The following is a 20648-nucleotide window of genomic DNA, read 5'->3' as shown; positions in this document are numbered from 1 at the left end:
AGGAACAACTATCAAAATTATCATATAAAAACATTCCTGTGTCAACTGACATTCCTCATAAAAATGTCTGACATCCTTGCAAAGGTGGATTTGTGAACTATTTTTCAGCCATTCAAATCGGAATTTGCGCTTATGAAAGTCTTGAAAAAAACCGCTCCGGTGAGGTGGTTGGAATTACCTCCAAAGGAGTTTTTCTGAAATTAGCCGACCAATCAATCCTCTTCCTGTCACAGGAAAAATTCGGCAATCCGCTCACCATCAACCTTCAGCCAGTTCTCCAAACTCCATCTCTTAATGTGGGTGAATCGTTCAAGATTGCCAATGGATTAATTCAGTTTGAGCATTCTCCGGTTGTCATCCAAACCCAGTCAGCAGCCATCTGGTCATCAAAAAGGCTGGCAAATCCGCTAATCTTCCATCCAGATCCCAAGGACGCCATCGCACTTTTACTCAGCATGCGTTCTTTGCTGGCTCAGCCGGTTTTGATGCTGGATGAAGTCCTTACCCTTTCGGGATTGTTCCCCGAATTCCATCCTTCCGATACCGAAATCCAATCCATGCTTCACGGTCTGAAGAATAATGGGCTCTCATCACCTGCTGAATGTTTTGCACCCATCCAGTTTTTCGCCGGTCGCGGACGGGGTCTGACTCCTTCTGGCGATGATTTACTGCTCGGCTGGATTTACACCCTGGGCTGCTGGAAGGAAAAACCGGAACTTGATTTTCCTCAACTTCAGCAAGTCCTGAGGCAGGCTGTGGAGAACCGGACCACAGCCATCAGCCGGAATCTGATTGAAGCGGCTATGCAAGGTGAAATTGACCAACGGCTCTTGCAGGCTTTTGAAATGATGGTCGGCGTTCGACCCATGGATTTTTCTAAAATTCAAAATGTACTGGAATGGGGAAGCTCGTCAGGAATCGAAGTATGCGCCGGGATGGGATTGGGACTACTCACCCTCAGCAATCTCCCCGGATAGGGATTATGGCATCGCAGCAAAAAACGATTGGGTTACTTTTTCAATTTCCGCTTTTGACATTTCAAAAGCATTGAAAAAATCAATCGGTGTGGCAATCTTGCCGCTATTCTCACCATAATAGCGTTTCAAGCCATCAAAAAACTGCTCATCCCCAAGCGCTTTTCTAAGTTCTTCCAGAAATAATGCGCCGCGCAAATAGACCGCATCTCGATAAGCCAGATAACCGCCATAATCATAAACCGGTAAATCAATCACCCCTTGCGGCTGGTAGAAATTGACCCGGTAAAACCACCACCAATCCATCAGTTCAGGGAAAAACCGTTCGTAGTACAACCGCTCAGCATAGGTACAAAGAGCCTCATCCAGCCATGGGTGGCGGGCCTGATCATTGGCAACCACTCCATACCACCATTGATGAGCAGTTTCATGCACCGTGATGAGGGTTAAGTATCCTTTATCTGTTCCATCGTAAAGGTCATAAAATCCTTTACTCAGAAAAAATAAACCGTCAAATTCCATCCCGTCCAAAAAATCGGCCTGTACCGCGCTGATAGATTGACGAGGGAGTTCACCAAACAATTGTGAATACAACTGATATGCTCGAACAGTGTGCTGTAATACCACTTCACCCTGCCGGCGGTAAAGCGGAAAGTAATAATGGCTGATTTTCACCCCATCCACTTGCGCTTCTTCGATCAGAAAATAGGGGCTAATCGAAATCGCAAAGTTTCTGGCGCTATCAAAACGGTACTCCCAGCGGTTTTGACTTTGCTGAACCGGACTGGTACTTGCTGCAACCACAACCTCTCGCGGGGAGTTGATCACCTCAAAGCGCACTTCAAAATCCGCCAGAGGGTAAACCGTGTATTCGCCAAAAAAAGATGGCGGATGGACAATCCAGCCTGTTTCGTCATCATAGGGTGGCAACCACAAATACCAATCCACAAGGTTGGTCTGCCGCTGGGTATATCCGTAAATTTGAGGTTTGCTGGTGTCGGATGGCGGTGGTATTGGCGGTAATTGCAGGACATATTCAGCCAAAATCGCGATGGGTTCCTGAAAGGATAAGGGTTCCTTCAAGGTAACTTGCAGCAGATTGCGCTGCAATTCCCAATCCAATGCCTCCCCAGTTATTTGATTTTCCAGACGATTCAGATTAAACCCGTTTGCAAAACGATTGGGTTCGGTGACGAGCATAATTTCGCTGAGCGGTTGGGTAGAGGGATTGGTAAATTGGATAAGTTGAGTGACCTCAACCTTTTTCTGGCCAGCATCATAAACGGCATCAATGGTATAAGCCAGCAATTGAATAGGCAAAGACGGACTCTCGGTTACTTCTGGCGTTGGGGTGAAAAGGGTTAGGGTTGGGGTTGACTCGGCTGCCGTGTGGGTAACAGCAATCAATGGCGCAGGCGTAACATCGGATGGAAGGACCGTTGGGCTGGCACAACTGACAAGCCCAACCGCAAAAAACAGCGCTAACAGCCACCCCACCCCGAATTTATCCAGCCTCATATAATTCTTTAGCCCGCTTTGTCTGCTTGCCGCGTTCCTCAGTATCCAAAATCTTCTTGCGAATCCGAAAACTTTTAGGCGTTACTTCCAGCAGTTCATCCTCGGCAAGGTACTCAATTGCCTCGTCTAAACTCATAGTTCGCGGAGTAGTCAAGCGCACTTCTATATCCTTATTGGAGGAGCGCATATTCGTCAGGTGTTTCTTTTTACACACATTCACCACCAGATCGCTCGACCGCAAGGTTTCTCCCACAACCATGCCCTCATAAACTTCAACACCCGGTCCGTAAAATAAGATACCGCGTTCTTCAGCGTTTTTGAGACCATAATTGGTGGTGGTTCCTGCTTCCCACGCCACAATTGAACTGCTGTTCCGTGTGGGAATCGGACCGGCAAAGGGTGCATACCCATGAAACAGGGTGTGCATGACCCCCATACCGCGCGTCGCCGTGAGAAATTGATAACGAAATCCCAGCAGACCGCGGGTCGGAACAACATATACCAGGGTGACTGTGTTGTCCGGGTTGTTGGTAAGGTTGATCATTTGACCTTTACGGGCGCCAAGCATTTCAACGACTGCACCAACCGTATCGGCACTGGTTTCAATGTGAACCTCTTCATACGGTTCTAAAAGCTCGCCACCCTCGCCTTCCTTCAAAATTGCCTCGGGGCGGGACACCTGGAACTCATATCCCTCACGACGCATTGTCTCAATCAAGATGGCTAAATGCAATTCCCCTCTTCCAGAAACCAGAAAAGTATCTGCGTTTTCCGTTTCCTCCACCCGTAAGGCAACGTTATTGCGCAATTCGGCAAACAAACGCTCGCGCAGTTTGCGGGATGTGCTCCACTTACCTTCTCTCCCGGCAAACGGCGAGGTATTGACTCCAAAGGTCATGCGCACCGTTGGCTCTTCGACACGAATGGGTGGTAATGCTATGGGCTGCTCCGGGTCAGCCAGCGTTTCACCGATTTCCACACCTTCCAGACCGGCAATCACACCAATATCGCCTGCCAGAACTTCATCCACTTCCACTTTTTCAAGCCCTTGAAATACAAACAGATATCTGGCTCTTTCCGGCAATATTTCTCCCTGTAAGGTAATCCGCGCGATGGATTGACCATTGATAACCTTTCCAGCGCTCACCCGTCCAATCGCAGTTACGCCGCGATATTCATCGTAACCCAAATTGGTGACCAGCATCTGAAAGGGAGCATCCAAATCCACTTCAGGACAGGGAATATGATTTAAAATTGCCTCAAATAACGGCTGAAGGTCGGGGGATAACTCCGGTGTCAGCCCGGCCTGTTGGGTAATTGCGTTCGTATACACTACCGGGAAGTTTGCCTGGCTCTCGCTGGCACCCAGTTCGATGAACAAATCAAAAGTGTCGTTCAAAACCCGGTCAGGCTCAGCATCACGGCGGTCCATCTTGTTGATGACCACAATTGCCTGATGACCCATTTCCAGGGCTTTCTTAAGTACAAATCGGGTCTGCGGCATGGGTCCTTCAGCGGCATCCACCAGCAGCAGGACACCATCAACCATATTCATCACCCGTTCAACCTCGCCGCCAAAATCAGCGTGACCGGGTGTATCCACAATATTGATTTTGACCATTTCATCCGTTCTCGAGTCGGGAATCAGAACGGCCGTGTTTTTTGCCAGAATAGTAATGCCGCGCTCCCGCTCCAAGTCGTTCGAGTCCATCACCCTTTCTTGAACTTGTTGATTTTCTCGAAAAACTCTGGCTTGTCGAAGCAAACCATCTACCAGCGTTGTCTTTCCATGATCAACATGGGCAATGATCGCCACGTTGCGAATATTTTTTCTCTGAACTTTCATTTACAAACAACCTTTCAAACCCTTAAAAATATCAGACCTGTAATCTTATCAAATAATAGAGGTATTGAACAGGCACAATTTTGTGAAAAATTTAATGATGAATACTTTTTCTCAGGAGAAGAAGGTACAAACCGAAAATAATCAAACCAATCGAACCCGTATTGGCAATAAAAGACGGAGCATTACCGGGGTCGCCTCCAATATACAAACCCCAGCCAACCACAGCCATCACTCCACCTGGGATTAATGGCCACCAGATGAATTTGGTCGTCACAACCCGTGAAAAAAGGATGATAAACCCCCAACCTAGAGCAAAAATGGCGATCATCATACCCGTTTTAGAAAGCGCATTAACCGCCTGTTCTGTACCCCATGCAAAATAAATTCCCGGTCCAATTGTGATCAGCAAACTCCCCGGAATGATCAAACCAAAAATGCGCCAGAAAACCCCCCAGATTAACAAAACGACCCCCACACCACCGGCAATGAAAAGAACAAAGTCAACCCATCGAAGGGGGGTGACCAGAAAACATAATCCAATAAAAAACAAAATTCCACCCGGAATCATCGGCCACCAGACCCGCTGCGGGACAACCCAGCTAGAACCTGCGGTAATCAACGCCCAGCCAGCTGAAAATGCGATGATCAGCCATCCGATTCGCTGTTGGAAGCCGATCGGGAATGCTGAACTAAAATACAAAAAGCTTCCCACGCCTGCCCCAAAGATCAGGCCGCCAGCGATCAATAAACCCAACTTTTTAGCACGAGTAGACTCAACCAAAAAAACCGCCCCGCTGATTGGAAGAATAACCAGAACCAACCAGCCGGTTTTCAAAAACTGTTCTAATAAGATGGCTAAACCCACGGAAATGAAACCTATTCCAAGAATGTAGGGAAATTCCCTTTGAGGATTTGTTCGAACGGGCGGGATCTCGTTCACCATTTCCTCCTGTATTGAGTCAAATCTTACCCTGAAGTGATTCTAAGCACATCAAACACTGGTCACATTTCTGGTCACAATCCAGGCGGTTCAAATCAGACCTAACTCACGTGCCTTGAGGACCGCCTGCATGCGGTCGCGCGCTTCTAGCTTGCCAAGGATATTGGTCAGGTGATTTTTAACCGTTCCTTCCGCAATCACCAGAGTATCGGCAATTTCTTTGTTGCTCGCACCCTGAGCAACCAGTTTCAACACTTCCAGTTCACGCGAAGAAAGCTTTACCCCAATTTCATCTACATTGGTTTTTTGGGGTCTGACCATTCGGGAAAATTCTGCCATAACCTTCGCAGTAATGGACGGAAGCAGGAAGTATTCCCCACGGGCAGCTGAGCGGATCGCTTCGTACAGTTTTTCGGATGATACATCTTTCAACAGGTAACCCACCGCTCCGGCGCGCAGCCCTTCAAACACATCTTCATCGTCATCAAAAGTTGTCAGAACAATCACCTTGCATTGCGGCAGGCTGTCTTTGATCCGCCGGGTTGCCATGACGCCGTCCATCACCGGCATTCTCAGATCCATCAAAATCACATTCGGGCTCAAACTAACCGCCATGCGCAGCGCTTCTTCGCCCTGTGAGGCTTCACCGACTACTTCAAAATCAGGCTGCAAATCCAGCAATGTGCGCAGCCCTTCACGAAAGAGCGCCTGATCATCTACAAGAAGAATTTTAATTTTGGGATTCATGCCGGCACCTTAATCCTGAAACCAAACCCCTGTGGTTGATTTTCTAACAGGGTAAATTCCCCACCCACAATTTGAACACGCTCTCTTAAACCCATCAATCCAAATCCTTCCTTCAAATTATCAACCCCAACTCCATTATCTTGTACCGTCAAGATGACCCAATCCGGTGAAGAATAATCCAGATAAATGGACAGGTTACGCGCTTGTGAATGTTTACAGGCATTGGAAATGCCTTCCTGAACAGCCCGATAAAGAGTCCAGTATGTTGTAGCGCTTAGTTCTCTACCCGTACCGATGATTTGAAGATTGGGTTCGATTCCAAAAGATTTGGCACTTTCGAATAATTGTGGAATGATTTTCTCTAGAGGAAGATCCTGGTTGGGTTGACTGCGCAAAGTGCCCACGGATTGGCGGACATCTGCCAACGCTTCCTGTGTGAGGGAAGTTGCCTTTTGTAAATGCTCGGCGGATTTTTGCGGGTCATTCTTCAGCAGCGCATTGGCCGCTTTGATCTGCATGTGAATACTGGTCAGGTAATGACCCAATCCGTCATGAATTTCTCGTGCCAGCCGGTTACGTTCTTTGATAATGGCAAGATCCTCAATTTGAGCGGCATAATCGCGCAATTGTTGATTTGCCTGGGTCAGTTCACGCACCAGCCTTTCCACCTCTCGACGCGAAGCTTCCTCATTCAACGCCATTTGGGTAAAAACTACAATGAAAATCAGACCGGCAAAAAAGATGGGCAATCCTTCCCAAACGACCTGTAAGTTTTTAGAAAAGGCATAAACTGCTCCAACGTATCCCAACAAAATCCCAAATTGGATGAAGTAACTGATTCTTCTTGGAAGCAAAATGACCGCATGCCCGGCAAGGGGAAGCAATACCATGGCATTAAAACCCGCCCCCTTACTGAGGTACACGATCCAGGCTCCCAGGAATATTTGAATCACAAAATAACCAATACTTAGAATTGAATTTTGTAACTTTACACAATAGGCAAATCCATAAATCCCAACCGCCAGATAACTGGTTCCCAGGACAATCATCAACACAATTTCCAGAGGTGTGGCTGCCTTCATTGAACTGAAAGTAGCGAAAAAGGAGGCCAAAACCACTACCGCGAAGGCCAAATCGGCATCACTGCTGGTGCGTATCCGCGAGTCGGATGGTTGGTTCATCACCAAAATTATAACCCTGCCGCGATGATTAATAACTGAAAAACTTGAAGTCCAAAAATGTTGAGATTATAATCCCACAATATCCAATTCACTCGTCAAGAGAGAGGCAGCCATGACCATATATCATTCCCCTCGCGCAACTCTGAAAGTTAATGACAAAGAATATTCTTTCTTCCCTCTGGTAAATATCAACGGCATAACCATCGAACAATTGAACCGCCTGCCTTTTTCGATCCGTATTCTCCTGGAAGGGGTGCTTCGTAAAGCCGATGATGGGCAAACTAACCCTACAGACATCACAAATCTCCTCAACTGGCAGCCCCTCCAGGAGAATCGTCCCACCATCCCCATCTTCCCCGGACGGGTAGTGCTTCAGGACTTTACCGGTGTGCCAGTGATGAATGATTTAGCCGCTATGCGCTCTGCACTCGCAAAAATGAAAGACGACCCCCGCAAAGTTAACCCGGTCGTCCAGGTTGATCTGGTGATTGATCATTCCATTCAGGTTGATTACTACGCAAATCCCGATGCTTACCGCCTCAATGCCGAGTTGGAGTTTCAACGCAACCGTGAACGCTACGAATTTCTCCACTGGGCACAAAAAGCCTTCAAGAATCTTCGCATCGTTCCACCAGCTTCGGGAATTGTCCATCAGGTCAATCTGGAATACCTTGCCAGTGTTGTTTTAACGCGGGAAGAAAATGGCTCTATTCTCGCCTACCCGGACACCCTGGTTGGCACCGATTCACATACCACCATGATCAATGGTCTGGGCGTAGTGGGTTGGGGTGTTGGCGGAATTGAGGCGGTTGCGGCAATGCTGGGAGAACCGATTGAAATGGTTTCCCCGGATGTGATCGGCGTCCGGCTGAGTGGCAAGCTGCGCGAAAGTGTAACCCCAACCGACCTGACTCTCTTTATCATCCAATCTTTACGCAAAATGGGGGTCGTAGATAAATTCGTCGAATTCTTTGGTCCTGGTCTTGACCATCTGGCAGTCGCTGACCGCGCCATGATTGCCAATATGGCTCCGGAAAGTGGTGCAACGATGCTCTATTTTCCGGTAGATCATCTCACGCTCGATTATTTGCGATTAACCAATCGGCCGGATTCGCTGGTTGAACTGGTGGAAACTTATTATCAGGCTCAACTCCTCTTCCGCACTTCTTCAACGCCTGACCCGGAATACACTCAGGTGCTGGACATTGACCTTTCATCCATTGAATCATCCATCGCCGGGCCTCGCCGTCCACAAGACCGAATCCCCCTCGGCGCTGTTCGCTCCGTATTTCAACGCTCCCTGACCGCCCCAAAAACTGAAAACGGCTTCGGTGTCCCTCCGGAAGAACTTGGCCGAAGTGCACTCATCCCCGATAATGGCAAAACCAGCGAGTTGAAGCATGGATCGGTGGTAATTGCTGCAATTACCTCCTGTACCAATACTTCCAACCCGTTTGTGATGATGAGTGCCGGGCTGCTTGCCAAGAAAGCCGTTGAAAAAGGACTGAAGGTCAAACCCTTTGTAAAAACTTCGCTTGCACCGGGTTCTCGTGTAGTTACCGATTACTTGAAAGACGCAGGCCTGATGGACGACCTGGAGGCATTAGGCTTTTATCTGGTCGGTTATGGCTGCACGACCTGTATCGGAAATGCCGGCCCACTGCCCGAGAAAATAGTGCAGGCTATTAAAGAAAACAATCTGGTCGTTGGAGCAGTACTCTCTGGTAACCGCAATTTTGAAGGACGGATCAGCCCTCACACCCGCGCTAACTTTCTGGCTTCACCGCCGCTGGTTGTAGCGTACGCGCTGGCCGGAACGGTGGACATTGACTTGTTGAATGAACCGCTCGGCATTGGAAAAGACGGCCAGCCAGTTTTTCTGAAAGATATCTGGCCCTCCTCGCAGGAAGTTGAAGAACACATCCATCGTCATATCCGCCCAGAAATGTATGCGGATGCCTACGCCGCCATTTTCCAGATGAGCGAATTATGGAATCAGATCCAAAGCGGCGAGGACTTACTTTACCGCTGGAACGAAAACTCGACCTACTTGCAGGAACCACCCTTCTTTGATCTTCAACCATCCGGCGGTAAGGACATCTTGAACGCACGCGTATTGGCACTTCTCGGCGATTCGATTACCACCGACCACATTTCACCGGCTGGCAGCATTGCGGTCAACAGCCCGGCCGGGCAATACCTGATCAGTAAAGGCGTACCGCCCTCTGAATTTAATTCCTACGGCTCAAGACGCGGCAATGACCGCGTCATGACCCGCGGTACTTTTGCCAACATTCGACTGAAAAACCTGCTTGTACCCGGAGTTGAAGGCGGTTTTACCCGTCACTTTCCCAGTGGAGAGCAGATGACCATTTACGATGCTGCAATGCGCTACCAATCTGAAGGTATCCCGCTCATCATTCTAGCCGGTAAAGAATATGGTACCGGCTCAAGCCGGGACTGGGCGGCTAAAGGAGTTCTGTTACTGGGTGTTAAAGCCATCATCGCCGAATCGTATGAGCGTATTCACCGTTCCAATCTGGCTGGTATGGGCGTCCTGCCTCTGCAATTCAAACCCCATGAAAACGCTCAGACTCTCGGCTTGAAAGGTGATGAAATTTATAGCATAAAAAACATCGGGCAGGATTTGTACCCCGGCAAAGAGGTCATTATTGAAGCGCGCTCTCAGGATAACTCCATCAAAACCTTCTCAGCATTCGTTCGGCTGGATACCCCGAAAGAAATCCAGTATTACCTGAATGGTGGGATCATGAACACCATCCTTGCCCAACTCAAAGGCAGGAAGATTGAAACTTTGCAAAATTGATTCTTGACAAAACTCAGAAACCTGCGTATTATCATGAACAACAATAAGGTTGCCCGAAATGAAAAATCTCTCTGCTGAACTCCGCTTCCGTCGTCTGCTGACAAACCCGTATTTCCACGGGGTGGTCGGCATTCATGGAGTTAAACAGTAAGAAAAAATTTTCCTCATCTGTAATCCAATGCCCTCCCAGCCGTGGAGGGCATTTTTTATTCCAACCGATCATAAGGAGCTTAATCATGAAAAAGAACGGAAAATCGAAAATCAAAAAAGTTGTTTTGGCTTATTCAGGCGGGTTGGACACCTCAGTGATTGTTCCATGGCTGATCGAGAACTACGGCTGTGAAGTCATTTGTTACACCGCCGATATCGGTCAGGGTGAAGAACTCTCCGGGTTGCCGGCCAAAGCCAAAGCCAGCGGTGCATCCAAAATCTATATTGAAGATTTGAAAGAGGAATTTGCCCGCGATTACCTGATGCCTCTCTTAAAATCCGGGGCAATATATGAACGCAAGTACCTGTTAGGCACCTCTGTTGCCCGCCCGCTGATCGCTTACCATCTGGTAAAAACCGCCCACAAAGAAGGCGCAGATGCAATTGCGCACGGCTGTACCGGCAAAGGCAATGATCAGGTGCGCTTTGAGCTGACCGCCATGGCGCTTGACCCGCGCTTAAAAGTAATCGCCCCATGGCGCGAATGGAACATACGTTCACGCGAAGATGCTCTGGCATATGCACAATCGCGCAACATTCCGGTTTCCTCAACGCTCAAATCCATTTACAGCCGCGATAGAAATCTTTGGCATTTATCGCACGAAGGCGGATTACTGGAAGATCCGTGGAATGAACCGGAAGAGAGCATGTATCAAATGAGCGTTTCACCTGAGAACGCCCCCGACCAACCCGAAATGATAAGCCTGGAGTTTGAAAAAGGCATTCCGGTAAAACTTAACGATACTTCGTTGCCACCTCATGAATTGATTGCCACCCTGAACGAGATTGGTGGACGACACGCAATCGGCAGAGTAGACCTGGTAGAGAACCGGCTGGTGGGAATGAAATCTCACGGCGTTTACGAAACACCCGGCGGGACTATTCTTATGGCTGCCCACCAGGAACTGGAAGCCCTGTGCCTGGATCGGGATACGCTCCACTTCAAGGAAATCATTGCTCACCGCTACGCCGAACTGGTGTATTACGGGCAATGGTTCACCCCCCTGCGCGAAGCGCTTGATCAATTCATTAACAAAACCCAGGAACCGGTATCCGGCATTGTAAAACTCAAATTGTACAAAGGCAATATCATCATCGCCGGACGCAAAAGCCCGGAAAGTTTGTACCGCGAGGATTTTGCCACCTTTGGGCAGGACGATGTTTACAATCAAAAAGATGCTCAGGGCTTTATCACCCTGTTTGGATTGCCGATGAAAGTTCAGGCAATGCGCAAAATACACAAAAAAACCCCGGCTCAGTACGACCAACCCGATTACACCAAATTCAAACGCGATTAACGGAGGATGTGACTGTGACCAAATTGTGGGGAGGACGCTTTTCATCTCAAACCGACTCGCTCGCCGCTCAGTTGAACGCATCCATTGCGTTCGACTGGCGGCTTGCGTCGTATGATATTCACGCTTCCAGCGCGTGGGCTGAAGAGCTGGCTGAAATTGGCATCTTGACGGCTGAAGAGCATGAAAAAATCCAGATTGGATTAGAACAAATCATGGTAGAAGTGGAAAAGGGAACTTTTCGTCTTCAGTCAGATGATGAAGATGTTCACACTGCCATCGAACGGCGCTTGTTTGAATTGATCGGCGACCCTGCCGGTAAACTTCATACCGGTCGCAGCCGCAACGATCAGGTCATGACCGATTTTTTACTCTGGCTTAGAGATGCTGCCGATGAGGTTGACGCCAGCATCCAAAATCTGCAAGCTGCTCTGATTTACCGTGCCGAAGCGGATTTAGGCGTTATTGTTTCTGGCTACACGCACTTACAACGCGCTCAACCCATTCTTCTCTCTCACTGGTGGCTGTCCCATTTTCATCCGCTTTACCGTGACAGGCAGCACCTCGCTTTTATCCTCGAACAAGCCAATCAGATGCCCCTCGGTTCTTCGGCCTTAGCCGGCTGTCCCTACCCGATCAACCGCTTCAGGCTTGCCCAAAAATTGGGCTTTGCAGCACCCTCCCCCAACAGTCTGGATGCAGTTTCCAATCGCGATGCGGCAGCCTCGTTTCTTTTCTTTGCCTCTCTTCTCACCATTCACCTGTCGCGTTTAGCCGAATCGCTGATTTTATATTCCACCTCCGAATTCGGCTTTATTGAACTACCCGACGCCTATACCACCGGTTCTTCCATAATGCCGCAAAAGAAAAATCCGGATATGCTTGAATTGACCCGCGCCAAAGCCGGAAGCACCATCGGCTTATTAACCGGTTTCCTGGGTGTGCTGAAAAACCTGCCTTCCGCTTATGATAAGGATTTGCAGGAGGATAAACCAGCTGTATTTTCAGCCTTTGATATCCTCACCGTCTTGCTTCCGGTCATGACTGGAATCCTCCAAAACCTGAAAGTCCATTCGCAAAGAGCGGCAGCAAGCATTGATGCCACCATGCTGGCAACCGAAATTGCTGATTTTCTGGTTTTACAGGGCCTCCCCTTCCGAAAAGCTCACCGGCTGGTTGGTGAGCTGGTGCGCGAATGCCTCGATCAGGGCATTTCTTTAGTGCAGGTTTCCTCTTCTCGTTTGGCTGAAATCCATCCCCAACTGCCAGGAACTATTTCTGCTTTGCTTGACCCGCGCAATGCCATCGAACGACGCTCCCAATTTGGCGGGACTTCAACCGATTCCGTTAAGATTCAAATTCAACAAGCCCGGGAATTTCTGGTCAGAAGAACCTGAACAGCCACCTGAAAAACATCCTTGACTGCGACCCCAATGCCTGTTAGGATAAAAACATCAAAAGTTATGGAGGTAAATTCATGAAAGCGATTAATGAAAACGAAATCAAGCTTGGCGAAAGCATCGAAGAAACTCATACTGCGCCCGTCTTTCCAATTCTTCTCGACCTGGATGAGGAAACGATTCAAATTTTGCTGGATGACCAGATAGCCACTGGCGGTTAAGACCATATCCTCTCATTTGCAGTTTCGACGGGCGCGGAGAAGATGAACACTATCCCTCCGCGTTTTTGATTAATCAGATTAATTCACGAATTCAACCCTCTTTCAATCACAATGCATTCATCCTCACTCCCTTTGCAAAAAATCTTTCTGGTCATTCTGATCTTGATAGCAGCATGTACGCATTCTCCCCTGCCAGTAAATGAAACCTCGATTCCCCAACTTACTGTTTCTCCATCCTCGTCTTTTGTCACTTTAGGCCCAACTACTACCCCTCAACCCTCTTCAACACCAACAGCCACCTTACAGCCTTTGCTTACCCCCACCTCCTGGCCATTCCCTGAACCAGCAGGCTGCCAAAAGCCGGAAGAAGATTACACCATCATCTCGGTAAACGGGGTTTTGCTGAATCAACGCACCTACTCCATGCTTGTTCACGCATCCGAAATTTACCAGGGTGAAATTGATATTCTTGGTTATGCGATTACTCAGGGATCATATACCCATCAGGTAGAGGCCAGCTTTGGTACCCACGCCGGTGGCGGAGCGGTTGATCTTTCCGTAATGCGAAAAGGCACCTACACCATTCTTTGGCAAGAAATACCTCCGCTCATTGATGCTTTACGGGTTGCCGGTTTTGCAGCCTGGCTACGAGATTTAGATGAACTGTATCCCGGCTCTCCCATTCATATTCATGCAGTTGCAATTGGGGATCGGGATTTATCCCCCGCTGCGGTTCAGCAACTAACTGGCGACTATGGATACTTCCGGGGATTTTCCGGCCTGCCGCCAGGTTACGGGGGTCCCAGTCTGGATCGTCATGGCGGCCCAATCCTATGTCAATGGATGATCGAAGCCGGCTACCGCGACCTGCAGCCTACCCCCACCCCCGATCCAGTTGGCGATCAATTGGATTGTCACAAATGTCAGGTCAAGTAACTTTAGTGATATTAGCCAGGGCTGCCCGAACTGCCAGTTCAACATACAAAGCTGCAGCCCAGCCATATATCGGTGCATGTAAAACCTTTTGTTCATTTGAAAAACGACTGGCAAGCAAATTTAACAATTGCGCACAAAGAAGGTTGCCAGCTTCTGCCAGGCCGCATCTTTCCAAACCTTCCAGCAGCAAATAGTATATACTCAACCATTCCGGGCTGCGCCATAATTTTTGGCTTTCGATTTCCGTACTTTCGAGAAGAATAGTCGGTAATGGAAAATTCCTCCAAACGCCATCTTCATCGGATAAGTGCCCTATCATTTTGCGGGTTGTATCCGCTTCGCAATCCCCACATAGTAAGCCAATCAGGCTGAGCGGGGTTGGCACACATACCGGTCTTCCCTGTTGTTGCATCCAGAAAAGTCCACCCTGAGCAGTTTCATCATCACTCTGAATTTGGGAAAGCAGCCGCTCGGATTGTAATTTCCAGAATTCTGAATCCGCAAATTCGCCAAGTGCCTGCGAGATTTTTGCCATGCAATCCATTTGAAGATACAAAAAAACGCTCAATTCGGGAGAAATGTTGCCCGGCATCTCTTCCAGAATTACCGGGTCATCCATGTCTTCCGCAAAGAGGGAGTGGCCTGACGACGAAGAAAGGCTCAACCCTTGATCGATCAAATTGAGCCACCATTTTAACCAGCGGGATAAACCATCATAAATCTCATTCAGAAATTCGATGTCCCCATCGCGTTCGAACAGTTTCCAGACAGTCCACGCCAGTAAAGGTGGACGCGACCAGTCTGCCTCGGAAGGTTGATCGCGCTTGATGATTACCCCGCTCTCGTAAATGCCATCCGGAATCATTCCATTCGGGGCCTGATGATCAAAAAATATTCGTAATTGATCTTGAGCCAGTTTTCGGTCAATGTGACGATACGCCATCGCATAAAAACAGGCGTCCCATTGCCAGATGGTGGTTGTGTGCTTTTTGGAAGAAACCAATACTTCCCGACTCAGGTAAAACCGGGTTGAAACCAAACCAGCCCGTAGTATCCACCACGCAACTTGATACCGGGCATCCATCCCGGCAATCTTGGGTACCCTTGCAAACCAATCCTGCCAAATTTGGGCGGAGCGGTTCAAAACGATTTTCGGGTCGTTGATATAACGCGCAAGACCAAGCCGGGTTGAAACATGCAGTAAGATGCCGCCGCAATTTCCACCTTCCACAACCAGACTGAACTTCCACCCTGAACCCGGCAATTTTTCCACAGCATGGTGGAAGATCTTTCGATTGGTCGAATAAACCAAGCGGGTGCGATCCTCCCCCTGCGCAACAGCCACTCCACCCCGTCGGTCAGTCACTACTTCGCTCAGGTTGATTTTACCGCTCAAACCACACGCCTGATCTGGAGGAGAGATCAAGATATTCTCTCCATCCTCAAAAGTCAGGTAATACTTTCCAATTTTAGTTTCAAAAATCAGGCAATGCGGATAGGTTTCCACAGAAAATTCGAGGGAATTTCCCTCACCATCTAAAAAATTAATCTCTTCAATCAGTGCGGGCAGATTTTGCCCGAATCTCGTGGCAATATCCTGAGAACGCAACCGGTCGGTTAACCGCAGGCTGATTCCGTTCTTTTCTGCAGTTATACTTAACCTCGATCCGCGAGATGTAAATGGAATATGACGGATATCAAGAATATTGTGAAAATCACTCAAAATGGGAAAATCCATATCCAATTCCTTGTGCATTCAATAAGAAGATTCTAACACCATTCACGTCAACTCATCCTCAAAGGGCATAAATCGCCTGGTACTCACAAGCATTTTTACAAAACTGGCAGCCGATACACAAACCTGGGTGAGTAAGAAATGGACGGTTTTCTAATCCTTCCCCTGCATTGGTAATTTGAATACATTTTACCGGACAAGAGGAAACACATTGACCGCAACCGTTGCAGCGCAAATAATCCCAGGCCGGTCTGAACCACTCCCGGATGGGAATTCTGCTGGTAACCCTTCCTGCATCGTCAAGAATTACTCCATAACCACAAACACGACCACACACCCCACAGGAAATGCAATGTGGTTCAATAATATGCCGTTTTTTCTTGTATCCTCGGATCGCCTTCACCGGGCACCATGACCGGCACATCCCACATCCAGCACAATCCTCAGTAATTTGATACAATCATCCCTCCACATAATTATCTTACTGCAAATTGTGAAAAATTTCCTTATTTCAGGTGAACCTTGAATTCACAGCCATCCTTTTTTGTTGGAAACATTCCGGTTTTTGGCAATCTCATTCTTTCACCAATGGATGGTCTTTCAGAGCGGCCGTTTCGCTCCCTTGTCCGCAAACTGGGTTCTGCCATGTCTTACACAGAGTTTATCAATGCATTGGATATTCTTGCGAATATCCAGCGCATCCAAAAGAAAATTGCCTTTTACGAGGTTGAAAGACCGGTGGTGTTTCAGATTTTCGATGATGACCCTGCCCGTATTCTTAACGCAGCCCAACAATTGATTCCTTTTCAACCCGATATCATTGACCTGAACCTTGGGTGTTCGGCCCGGCACGTTTCCAGCCGCGGAGCCGGAGCAGGGCTTTTACCTCATCCGTTCAAAGTTGCCGAAATCATTCGCAATCTGGTAAAACATCTGCCCGTACCGGTTACCGCCAAAATACGGCTGGGTTGGGATGAACAAAACCGGAACTATTTAGAAATTGTCAGAATTGTTGAAGACAACGGCGCTCAGCTGATTGCCGTTCATGGTCGCACCAGGGCACAGGGATATACTGGCCAGGCAGATTGGGATGCCATCGCTGAGGTCAAAGCATCTCTGCACATCCCGGTAATTGCAAACGGGGATGTCCAAAATGTTGCAGATATCCAACGCATACTCTCCCATACCCATTGTGACGGTGTCATGATCGGCCGGGCAGCTTTGCAAAATCCATGGATTTTCTGCCAGAAAGACCGCTGGCAAGTTTCCCCTCAAGAAGTAAAAAGCTGGATCATGTTACACCTCAATGAAATGGTCGAGTTCCACGGCGCTGATCGGGGTGTAATATTATTCCGAAAATATCTCAAACGGCTTCTAATTCCCTACCAGCTTTCCGATGAATTCCTGCTGCCTCTGTTGACAACAACCGATTTAGACTTGTTTAAAGGTCATCTTGGTGATTTGTTCCAATTTCTCATCGAACAAAAATCTTAAAATTTCAAATTTCATGACAAATACAATTTGGAAATCAAGACATTTTTTGCTATACTGTTTTTTATAAAAAGTTGTATGACATCTACCCATCCTTAACCCGCCCTCAGGAAAGGGTTACCCCCTCGATGCCATCCAAAAGTGAATATTCCCGACTACTCAATCGTACCATTGAGGCCCTCCTTCCTCTTCTGGCTGTCCCGGTGGCTTTGATCATCGGCGCAGTGTTAATTTACGCATTAGGTGTAAATCCTTTTCAAGCTTACGGAACTCTCTTTCAGGGTGCCTTCGGCAATGTTTCCGGTTTCACTCAGTCACTGGTAAAAGCAACCCCCTTACTCTTAGTGGGACTGGGGGTCACCATTGCCTTCCGCGGCGGGGTGATTAATATCGGAGGCGAAGGGCAGTTGATTGTCGGTGCGCTGGCAGCAACTGCCTTTTCAATTGGATTTTCGGAGTTGCCCCGAATAATTCTACTACCCCTGACTTTATTAGTCGCCGCCCTGAGCGGTGCGGTCTGGGGGGGAGTACCGGGTGTACTCAAAGCCCGTTTGGGGGTTAATGAAATCTTAAGCACCGTAATGATGAATGCCATTGCGCTTCAACTTTCCAACTACTTGCTGCGCGGGCCAATGATTGACCCGGCCGAAATTGAACGCGGCACTCAGATTGCTCAGTCGGATTTACTTCCTCAGGCAGCATGGCTGAGCCGCCTGATGCCGCGCACCTTACTCCACAGCGGTGCAATTTTGGCTGTGGTCATGGCAGTATTGGTGTACATCTTCCTGTGGCGCACCACCATCGGTTACCGCATCCGGGCAGTTGGCTTGAACCCGGATGCGGCTCGTTATGCGGGTATTCCAGTTCAGTTTTATCAAGCCCTTTCATTGATCCTCGGCGGCGCTTTTGCCGGTCTGGCAGGCGGTGTTGAAGTTAGCGGGGTTCATCACCGGATGATGGAAGGACTCTCAGGAGGTTATGGCTTTTCAGGTATTGTGGCTGCTCTCTTCGGCAAATTGCACCCGTTGGGTGCAATACCCGCTTCGGTTCTTTTTGGTGGTTTGCTGGTCGGTGCCGACCGGATGCAGCGCGCAACCCAGGTGCCCTCGGCCCTGATAACCGTTTTATTAGGTTTGGTGGTCCTTTTTGTGGTCAGCAGTGAAATCTGGGCTCGACGCCGCGCGCGGAGGAGGGAAACTCGTGGCTGAACTCTTCACCCTGCCCGTTTTATTAGGCATCATCTACTCCGGTATCCGCCTGGCAACCCCTTACCTTTATGCTGCCATCGGTGAAACCTTCGCCCAACGCTCAGGGGTGCTTAACCTCGGGGTGGATGGCATCATGCTGATGGGTGCATATACCGGCTTCTACGTTGCGATGAAAACCGGGAACTTGTTTTTAGGTTTGATGGGTGCGGCCATTGCAGGGCTTCTGATGGGATTGCTCATGTCGGTTGTCAGTGTTACTCTGCAGGCCGAACAGGGTATTAGCGGCATTGGTCTCAATTTATTCGGTTTGGGTCTTTCCACCCTGCTCTTTAAAGTAACCCTCGGCGGGGTTGAGTCAATCCGCGGTTTTCAGCCCATCCGAATTCCATTATTGGGTCAAATTCCTTACCTCGGCGATATCTTCTTCAATCACAATTTATTGGTTTATGGCGCATTTTTACTGGTTCCGCTTGCCAACTTTGTATTGAATAAAACCACCTTTGGGTTAAAAGTCCGCGCTGTGGGTCAAAACCCACAAGCTGCCGACACATTGGGTGTCAACATTGTTCTGATTCGATACACTACCGTCTGTCTGGGCGGGATTCTTGCCGGTATTGCTGGCGCTTCCCTTTCGCTTGCCTTGATCAACCTGTTTCAGGAAAACATGACCAGCGGGATGGGTTTCATTGCCGTTGCTTTGGTTTACTTTGGCGGCTGGCGGCCGTGGGGTGTGATGGGCGGTGCGTTACTCTTCAGTTTTGTCAACGCCTTACAGCTTTGGGTACAAGTCAAGGGTATCAATATTCCATCCGATATTGCGGTGATGATGCCTTATATTCTCACCATTGTTGCCCTCACCCTATCAGGCAGACGCGCCCGTCAACCGCAGGCATTGACCAAACCTTTCGAGAGAGGTGAGAATTAACGTGTGGACTGGAGAAATGATTCTTTCCGACAGGAGGTGATCCGGGAACGCTCACACCAATCAATTACAAAAACGGCTATTCCATCTATTATCCACCCATTTCCCTGTTTTTTGGAGGAGTAAAAAATGAAAATGTCAATTGTTCGGATTGCACTGCTGGTTGCCCTTGTATCACTCTTGGTGAGCGCATGTGCCCAGCCCGCGACCCCCACTCAGCCCGCACAGGAAGAAAAACCCTTCCGTGTGGCAGTGGTGATGCCCAGTACAATCACCGACCTTGCCTTCAGCCAATCTTTCTTTGAAGCCTTGAAGAAAGTTCAGGAAGAGGAAGGTGGACCATCCAAATTTGAAATTGCCTACTCAGAAGGCATGTTCAACGTTCCCGATGCTGCCGCTGCCATCCGCGATTATGCCGCCCAGGGTTATGACCTGGTGATTGCACATGGTTCCCAATACGGCACTTCACTTTCTCAAATTGCCCCAGACTTCCCTGAAACAGCTTTTGCCTGGGGAACATCCCTCGACACATTTCAGAAGCAGGGCATAAACAATGTTTATGCCTATCAGGCTGAATCTCAGGAAGGCGGTTATGTACTCGGAACCATTGCCGCGTTAATGAGCAAAACCGGTGTGTTGGGTGTCTGCGGGCCAGTCAATGCCGGCGATGCCAAACTGTTTGTGGATGGCTTTGTTGCCGGTGCGAAAAATGCGAAACCCGACATTCAGGTTAACGTCACCTTCACCGGTTCCTTCTCGGATGTTTCGCTGATGGCCTCCGCAGCCGAAACCCACATCGCCGCCGGCGCCGATATGCTGACCGGTTCCTCGCAATCGGTGGTAGGCGCAATCGGCGTTGCCAAAGACAAAAGAGCGTACTGGTTCGGAACCCAGTGGGAACAAACCCCGGTTGGTCCGGAAACCGTCGTCGCCACACAGGTTTTTGACTGGACGATTGTGATTCGCGACATGGTCAAATCGGTGCGTGCCGGCGTGTTGGGCGGTAAAGCCTACACCCTCACCTTCAAAAACGGCGGATTGAAACTGGTCTACAACGACAAAGTCCCCGTGCCGGATGACATCAAAGCCAAAGCTCAGGAAACCATTGATGGCATCATGAACGGCACTATTGATCCGCTCAGCGGACCGAAACAATAACCTTTTTTATCAAAAGGGGGTGGCTTGCTTCCATTCAAG

The 20648-nt window shown here is 48.8% G+C and carries 17 protein-coding genes; 10 read left to right on the top strand and 7 right to left on the bottom strand.

Annotated features, from left to right (window positions below):
* The first annotated feature begins 92 nt into the window (after positions 1 to 92).
* The gene (locus VAE48_RS00650) at positions 93 to 977 is read left to right on the top strand and encodes a DUF2877 domain-containing protein (protein ID WP_322791379.1); all 885 of its coding nucleotides are present in this window, start codon (positions 93 to 95) and stop codon (positions 975 to 977) included.
* 3 nt (positions 978 to 980) lie between these two features.
* Here the strand turns inward: VAE48_RS00650 and VAE48_RS00645 are convergent, their stop codons facing one another.
* The 5 genes from VAE48_RS00645 to VAE48_RS00625 all read right to left on the bottom strand — a co-directional run bounded on the left by VAE48_RS00645 (position 981) and on the right by VAE48_RS00625 (position 7206).
* The gene (locus tag VAE48_RS00645) at positions 981 to 2492 is read right to left on the bottom strand and encodes a M1 family metallopeptidase (protein ID WP_322791378.1); all 1512 of its coding nucleotides are present in this window, start codon (positions 2490 to 2492) and stop codon (positions 981 to 983) included.
* On the bottom strand, positions 2479 to 4338 hold the full coding sequence (typA, locus tag VAE48_RS00640; protein ID WP_322791377.1) for a translational GTPase TypA: 1860 nt from the start codon (positions 4336 to 4338) through the stop codon (positions 2479 to 2481). Before typA ends, VAE48_RS00645 begins: the two co-directional genes overlap by 14 nt.
* A 91-nt stretch (positions 4339 to 4429) precedes the next feature.
* Positions 4430 to 5281 (bottom strand): hypothetical protein, encoded by an 852-nt coding sequence (locus tag VAE48_RS00635; protein ID WP_322791376.1) that lies wholly within the window; start codon positions 5279 to 5281, stop codon positions 4430 to 4432.
* Between the two features lie 87 nt (positions 5282 to 5368).
* Complete coding sequence (locus VAE48_RS00630) at positions 5369 to 6025, bottom strand: response regulator transcription factor (RefSeq protein WP_322791375.1); 657 nt, start codon at positions 6023 to 6025, stop codon at positions 5369 to 5371.
* Positions 6022 to 7206 carry a sensor histidine kinase gene (locus VAE48_RS00625; RefSeq protein WP_322791374.1) on the bottom strand — a complete coding sequence of 395 codons (1185 nt, stop codon included), beginning with the start codon at positions 7204 to 7206 and terminating at the stop codon, positions 6022 to 6024. The genes VAE48_RS00630 and VAE48_RS00625 overlap by 4 nt, the downstream gene beginning before the upstream one ends.
* 112 nt (positions 7207 to 7318) lie before the next feature.
* Between VAE48_RS00625 and acnA the strand changes: the two genes are divergently transcribed.
* The 5 genes from acnA to VAE48_RS00600 all read left to right on the top strand — a co-directional run bounded on the left by acnA (position 7319) and on the right by VAE48_RS00600 (position 14095).
* Entirely contained in the window at positions 7319 to 10033 is a 2715-nt protein-coding gene (acnA, locus tag VAE48_RS00620; RefSeq protein WP_322791373.1) for an aconitate hydratase AcnA, read from the top strand.
* 236 nt (positions 10034 to 10269) lie between these two features.
* On the top strand, positions 10270 to 11541 hold the full coding sequence (locus VAE48_RS00615) for an argininosuccinate synthase (protein WP_322791372.1): 1272 nt from the start codon (positions 10270 to 10272) through the stop codon (positions 11539 to 11541).
* An 8-nt stretch (positions 11542 to 11549) separates the two neighbouring features.
* Complete coding sequence (gene argH, locus VAE48_RS00610) at positions 11550 to 12935, top strand: argininosuccinate lyase (RefSeq protein ID WP_322791371.1); 1386 nt, start codon at positions 11550 to 11552, stop codon at positions 12933 to 12935.
* Between the two features lie 80 nt (positions 12936 to 13015).
* Positions 13016 to 13159 (top strand): hypothetical protein, encoded by a 144-nt coding sequence (locus tag VAE48_RS00605; RefSeq protein ID WP_322791370.1) that lies wholly within the window; start codon positions 13016 to 13018, stop codon positions 13157 to 13159.
* 132 nt (positions 13160 to 13291) lie between these two features.
* The gene (locus VAE48_RS00600; RefSeq protein ID WP_322791369.1) at positions 13292 to 14095 is read left to right on the top strand and encodes a hypothetical protein; all 804 of its coding nucleotides are present in this window, start codon (positions 13292 to 13294) and stop codon (positions 14093 to 14095) included.
* Here the strand turns inward: VAE48_RS00600 and VAE48_RS00595 are convergent.
* Together VAE48_RS00595 and VAE48_RS17455 are read right to left on the bottom strand one after the other, a co-directional pair.
* A complete protein-coding gene (locus VAE48_RS00595) occupies positions 14088 to 15833 on the bottom strand; it encodes an MGH1-like glycoside hydrolase domain-containing protein (RefSeq protein WP_322791368.1) in 1746 nt (581 codons plus the stop codon). The genes VAE48_RS00600 and VAE48_RS00595 overlap by 8 nt on opposite strands.
* 58 nt (positions 15834 to 15891) lie before the next feature.
* A complete protein-coding gene (locus VAE48_RS17455) occupies positions 15892 to 16290 on the bottom strand; it encodes a 4Fe-4S binding protein (RefSeq protein ID WP_416181002.1) in 399 nt (132 codons plus the stop codon).
* Positions 16291 to 16352: 62 nt separating this feature from the next.
* Between VAE48_RS17455 and VAE48_RS00590 the strand changes: the two genes are divergently transcribed.
* The 4 genes from VAE48_RS00590 to VAE48_RS00575 all read left to right on the top strand — a co-directional run bounded on the left by VAE48_RS00590 (position 16353) and on the right by VAE48_RS00575 (position 20609).
* Complete coding sequence (locus VAE48_RS00590) at positions 16353 to 17324, top strand: tRNA-dihydrouridine synthase family protein (protein WP_322791367.1); 972 nt, start codon at positions 16353 to 16355, stop codon at positions 17322 to 17324.
* A gap of 125 nt (positions 17325 to 17449) precedes the next feature.
* Entirely contained in the window at positions 17450 to 18529 is a 1080-nt protein-coding gene (locus VAE48_RS00585; protein WP_322791366.1) for an ABC transporter permease, read from the top strand.
* Complete coding sequence (locus tag VAE48_RS00580; protein ID WP_322791365.1) at positions 18522 to 19454, top strand: ABC transporter permease; 933 nt, start codon at positions 18522 to 18524, stop codon at positions 19452 to 19454. The genes VAE48_RS00585 and VAE48_RS00580 overlap by 8 nt, the downstream gene beginning before the upstream one ends.
* 126 nt (positions 19455 to 19580) lie before the next feature.
* Positions 19581 to 20609: a BMP family protein gene (locus VAE48_RS00575; protein ID WP_322791364.1), complete on the top strand. Its 1029-nt coding sequence runs from the start codon at positions 19581 to 19583 to the stop codon at positions 20607 to 20609.
* The last annotated feature ends 39 nt before the right edge of the window (positions 20610 to 20648 follow it).

The organism is Bellilinea sp. (genome assembly GCF_034432615.1).
GTDB lineage: Bacteria > Chloroflexota > Anaerolineae > Anaerolineales > Anaerolineaceae > Bellilinea.
The sequence above is the reverse complement of the archived record's forward strand: the minus strand, read 5'-3'. Positions and strand labels throughout refer to the sequence as shown.

Excerpts from the sequence above, each read along its gene's own strand:
- VAE48_RS00585 (WP_322791366.1), top strand. The coding sequence starts at position 17,450 with ATGCCATCCAAAAGTGAATATTCCCGACTACTCAATCGTACCATTGAG.
- VAE48_RS00625 (WP_322791374.1), bottom strand. The coding sequence starts at position 7,206 with ATGAACCAACCATCCGACTCGCGGATACGCACCAGCAGTGATGCCGAT.
- VAE48_RS00615 (WP_322791372.1), top strand. The coding sequence starts at position 10,270 with ATGAAAAAGAACGGAAAATCGAAAATCAAAAAAGTTGTTTTGGCTTAT.
- acnA (WP_322791373.1), top strand. The coding sequence starts at position 7,319 with ATGACCATATATCATTCCCCTCGCGCAACTCTGAAAGTTAATGACAAA.
- typA (WP_322791377.1), bottom strand. The coding sequence starts at position 4,338 with ATGAAAGTTCAGAGAAAAAATATTCGCAACGTGGCGATCATTGCCCAT.
- VAE48_RS00595 (WP_322791368.1), bottom strand. The coding sequence starts at position 15,833 with ATGGATTTTCCCATTTTGAGTGATTTTCACAATATTCTTGATATCCGT.
- VAE48_RS00575 (WP_322791364.1), top strand. The coding sequence starts at position 19,581 with ATGAAAATGTCAATTGTTCGGATTGCACTGCTGGTTGCCCTTGTATCA.
- VAE48_RS00630 (WP_322791375.1), bottom strand. The coding sequence starts at position 6,025 with ATGAATCCCAAAATTAAAATTCTTCTTGTAGATGATCAGGCGCTCTTT.
- VAE48_RS00635 (WP_322791376.1), bottom strand. The coding sequence starts at position 5,281 with ATGGTGAACGAGATCCCGCCCGTTCGAACAAATCCTCAAAGGGAATTT.
- VAE48_RS00645 (WP_322791378.1), bottom strand. The coding sequence starts at position 2,492 with ATGAGGCTGGATAAATTCGGGGTGGGGTGGCTGTTAGCGCTGTTTTTT.
- VAE48_RS00605 (WP_322791370.1), top strand. The coding sequence starts at position 13,016 with ATGAAAGCGATTAATGAAAACGAAATCAAGCTTGGCGAAAGCATCGAA.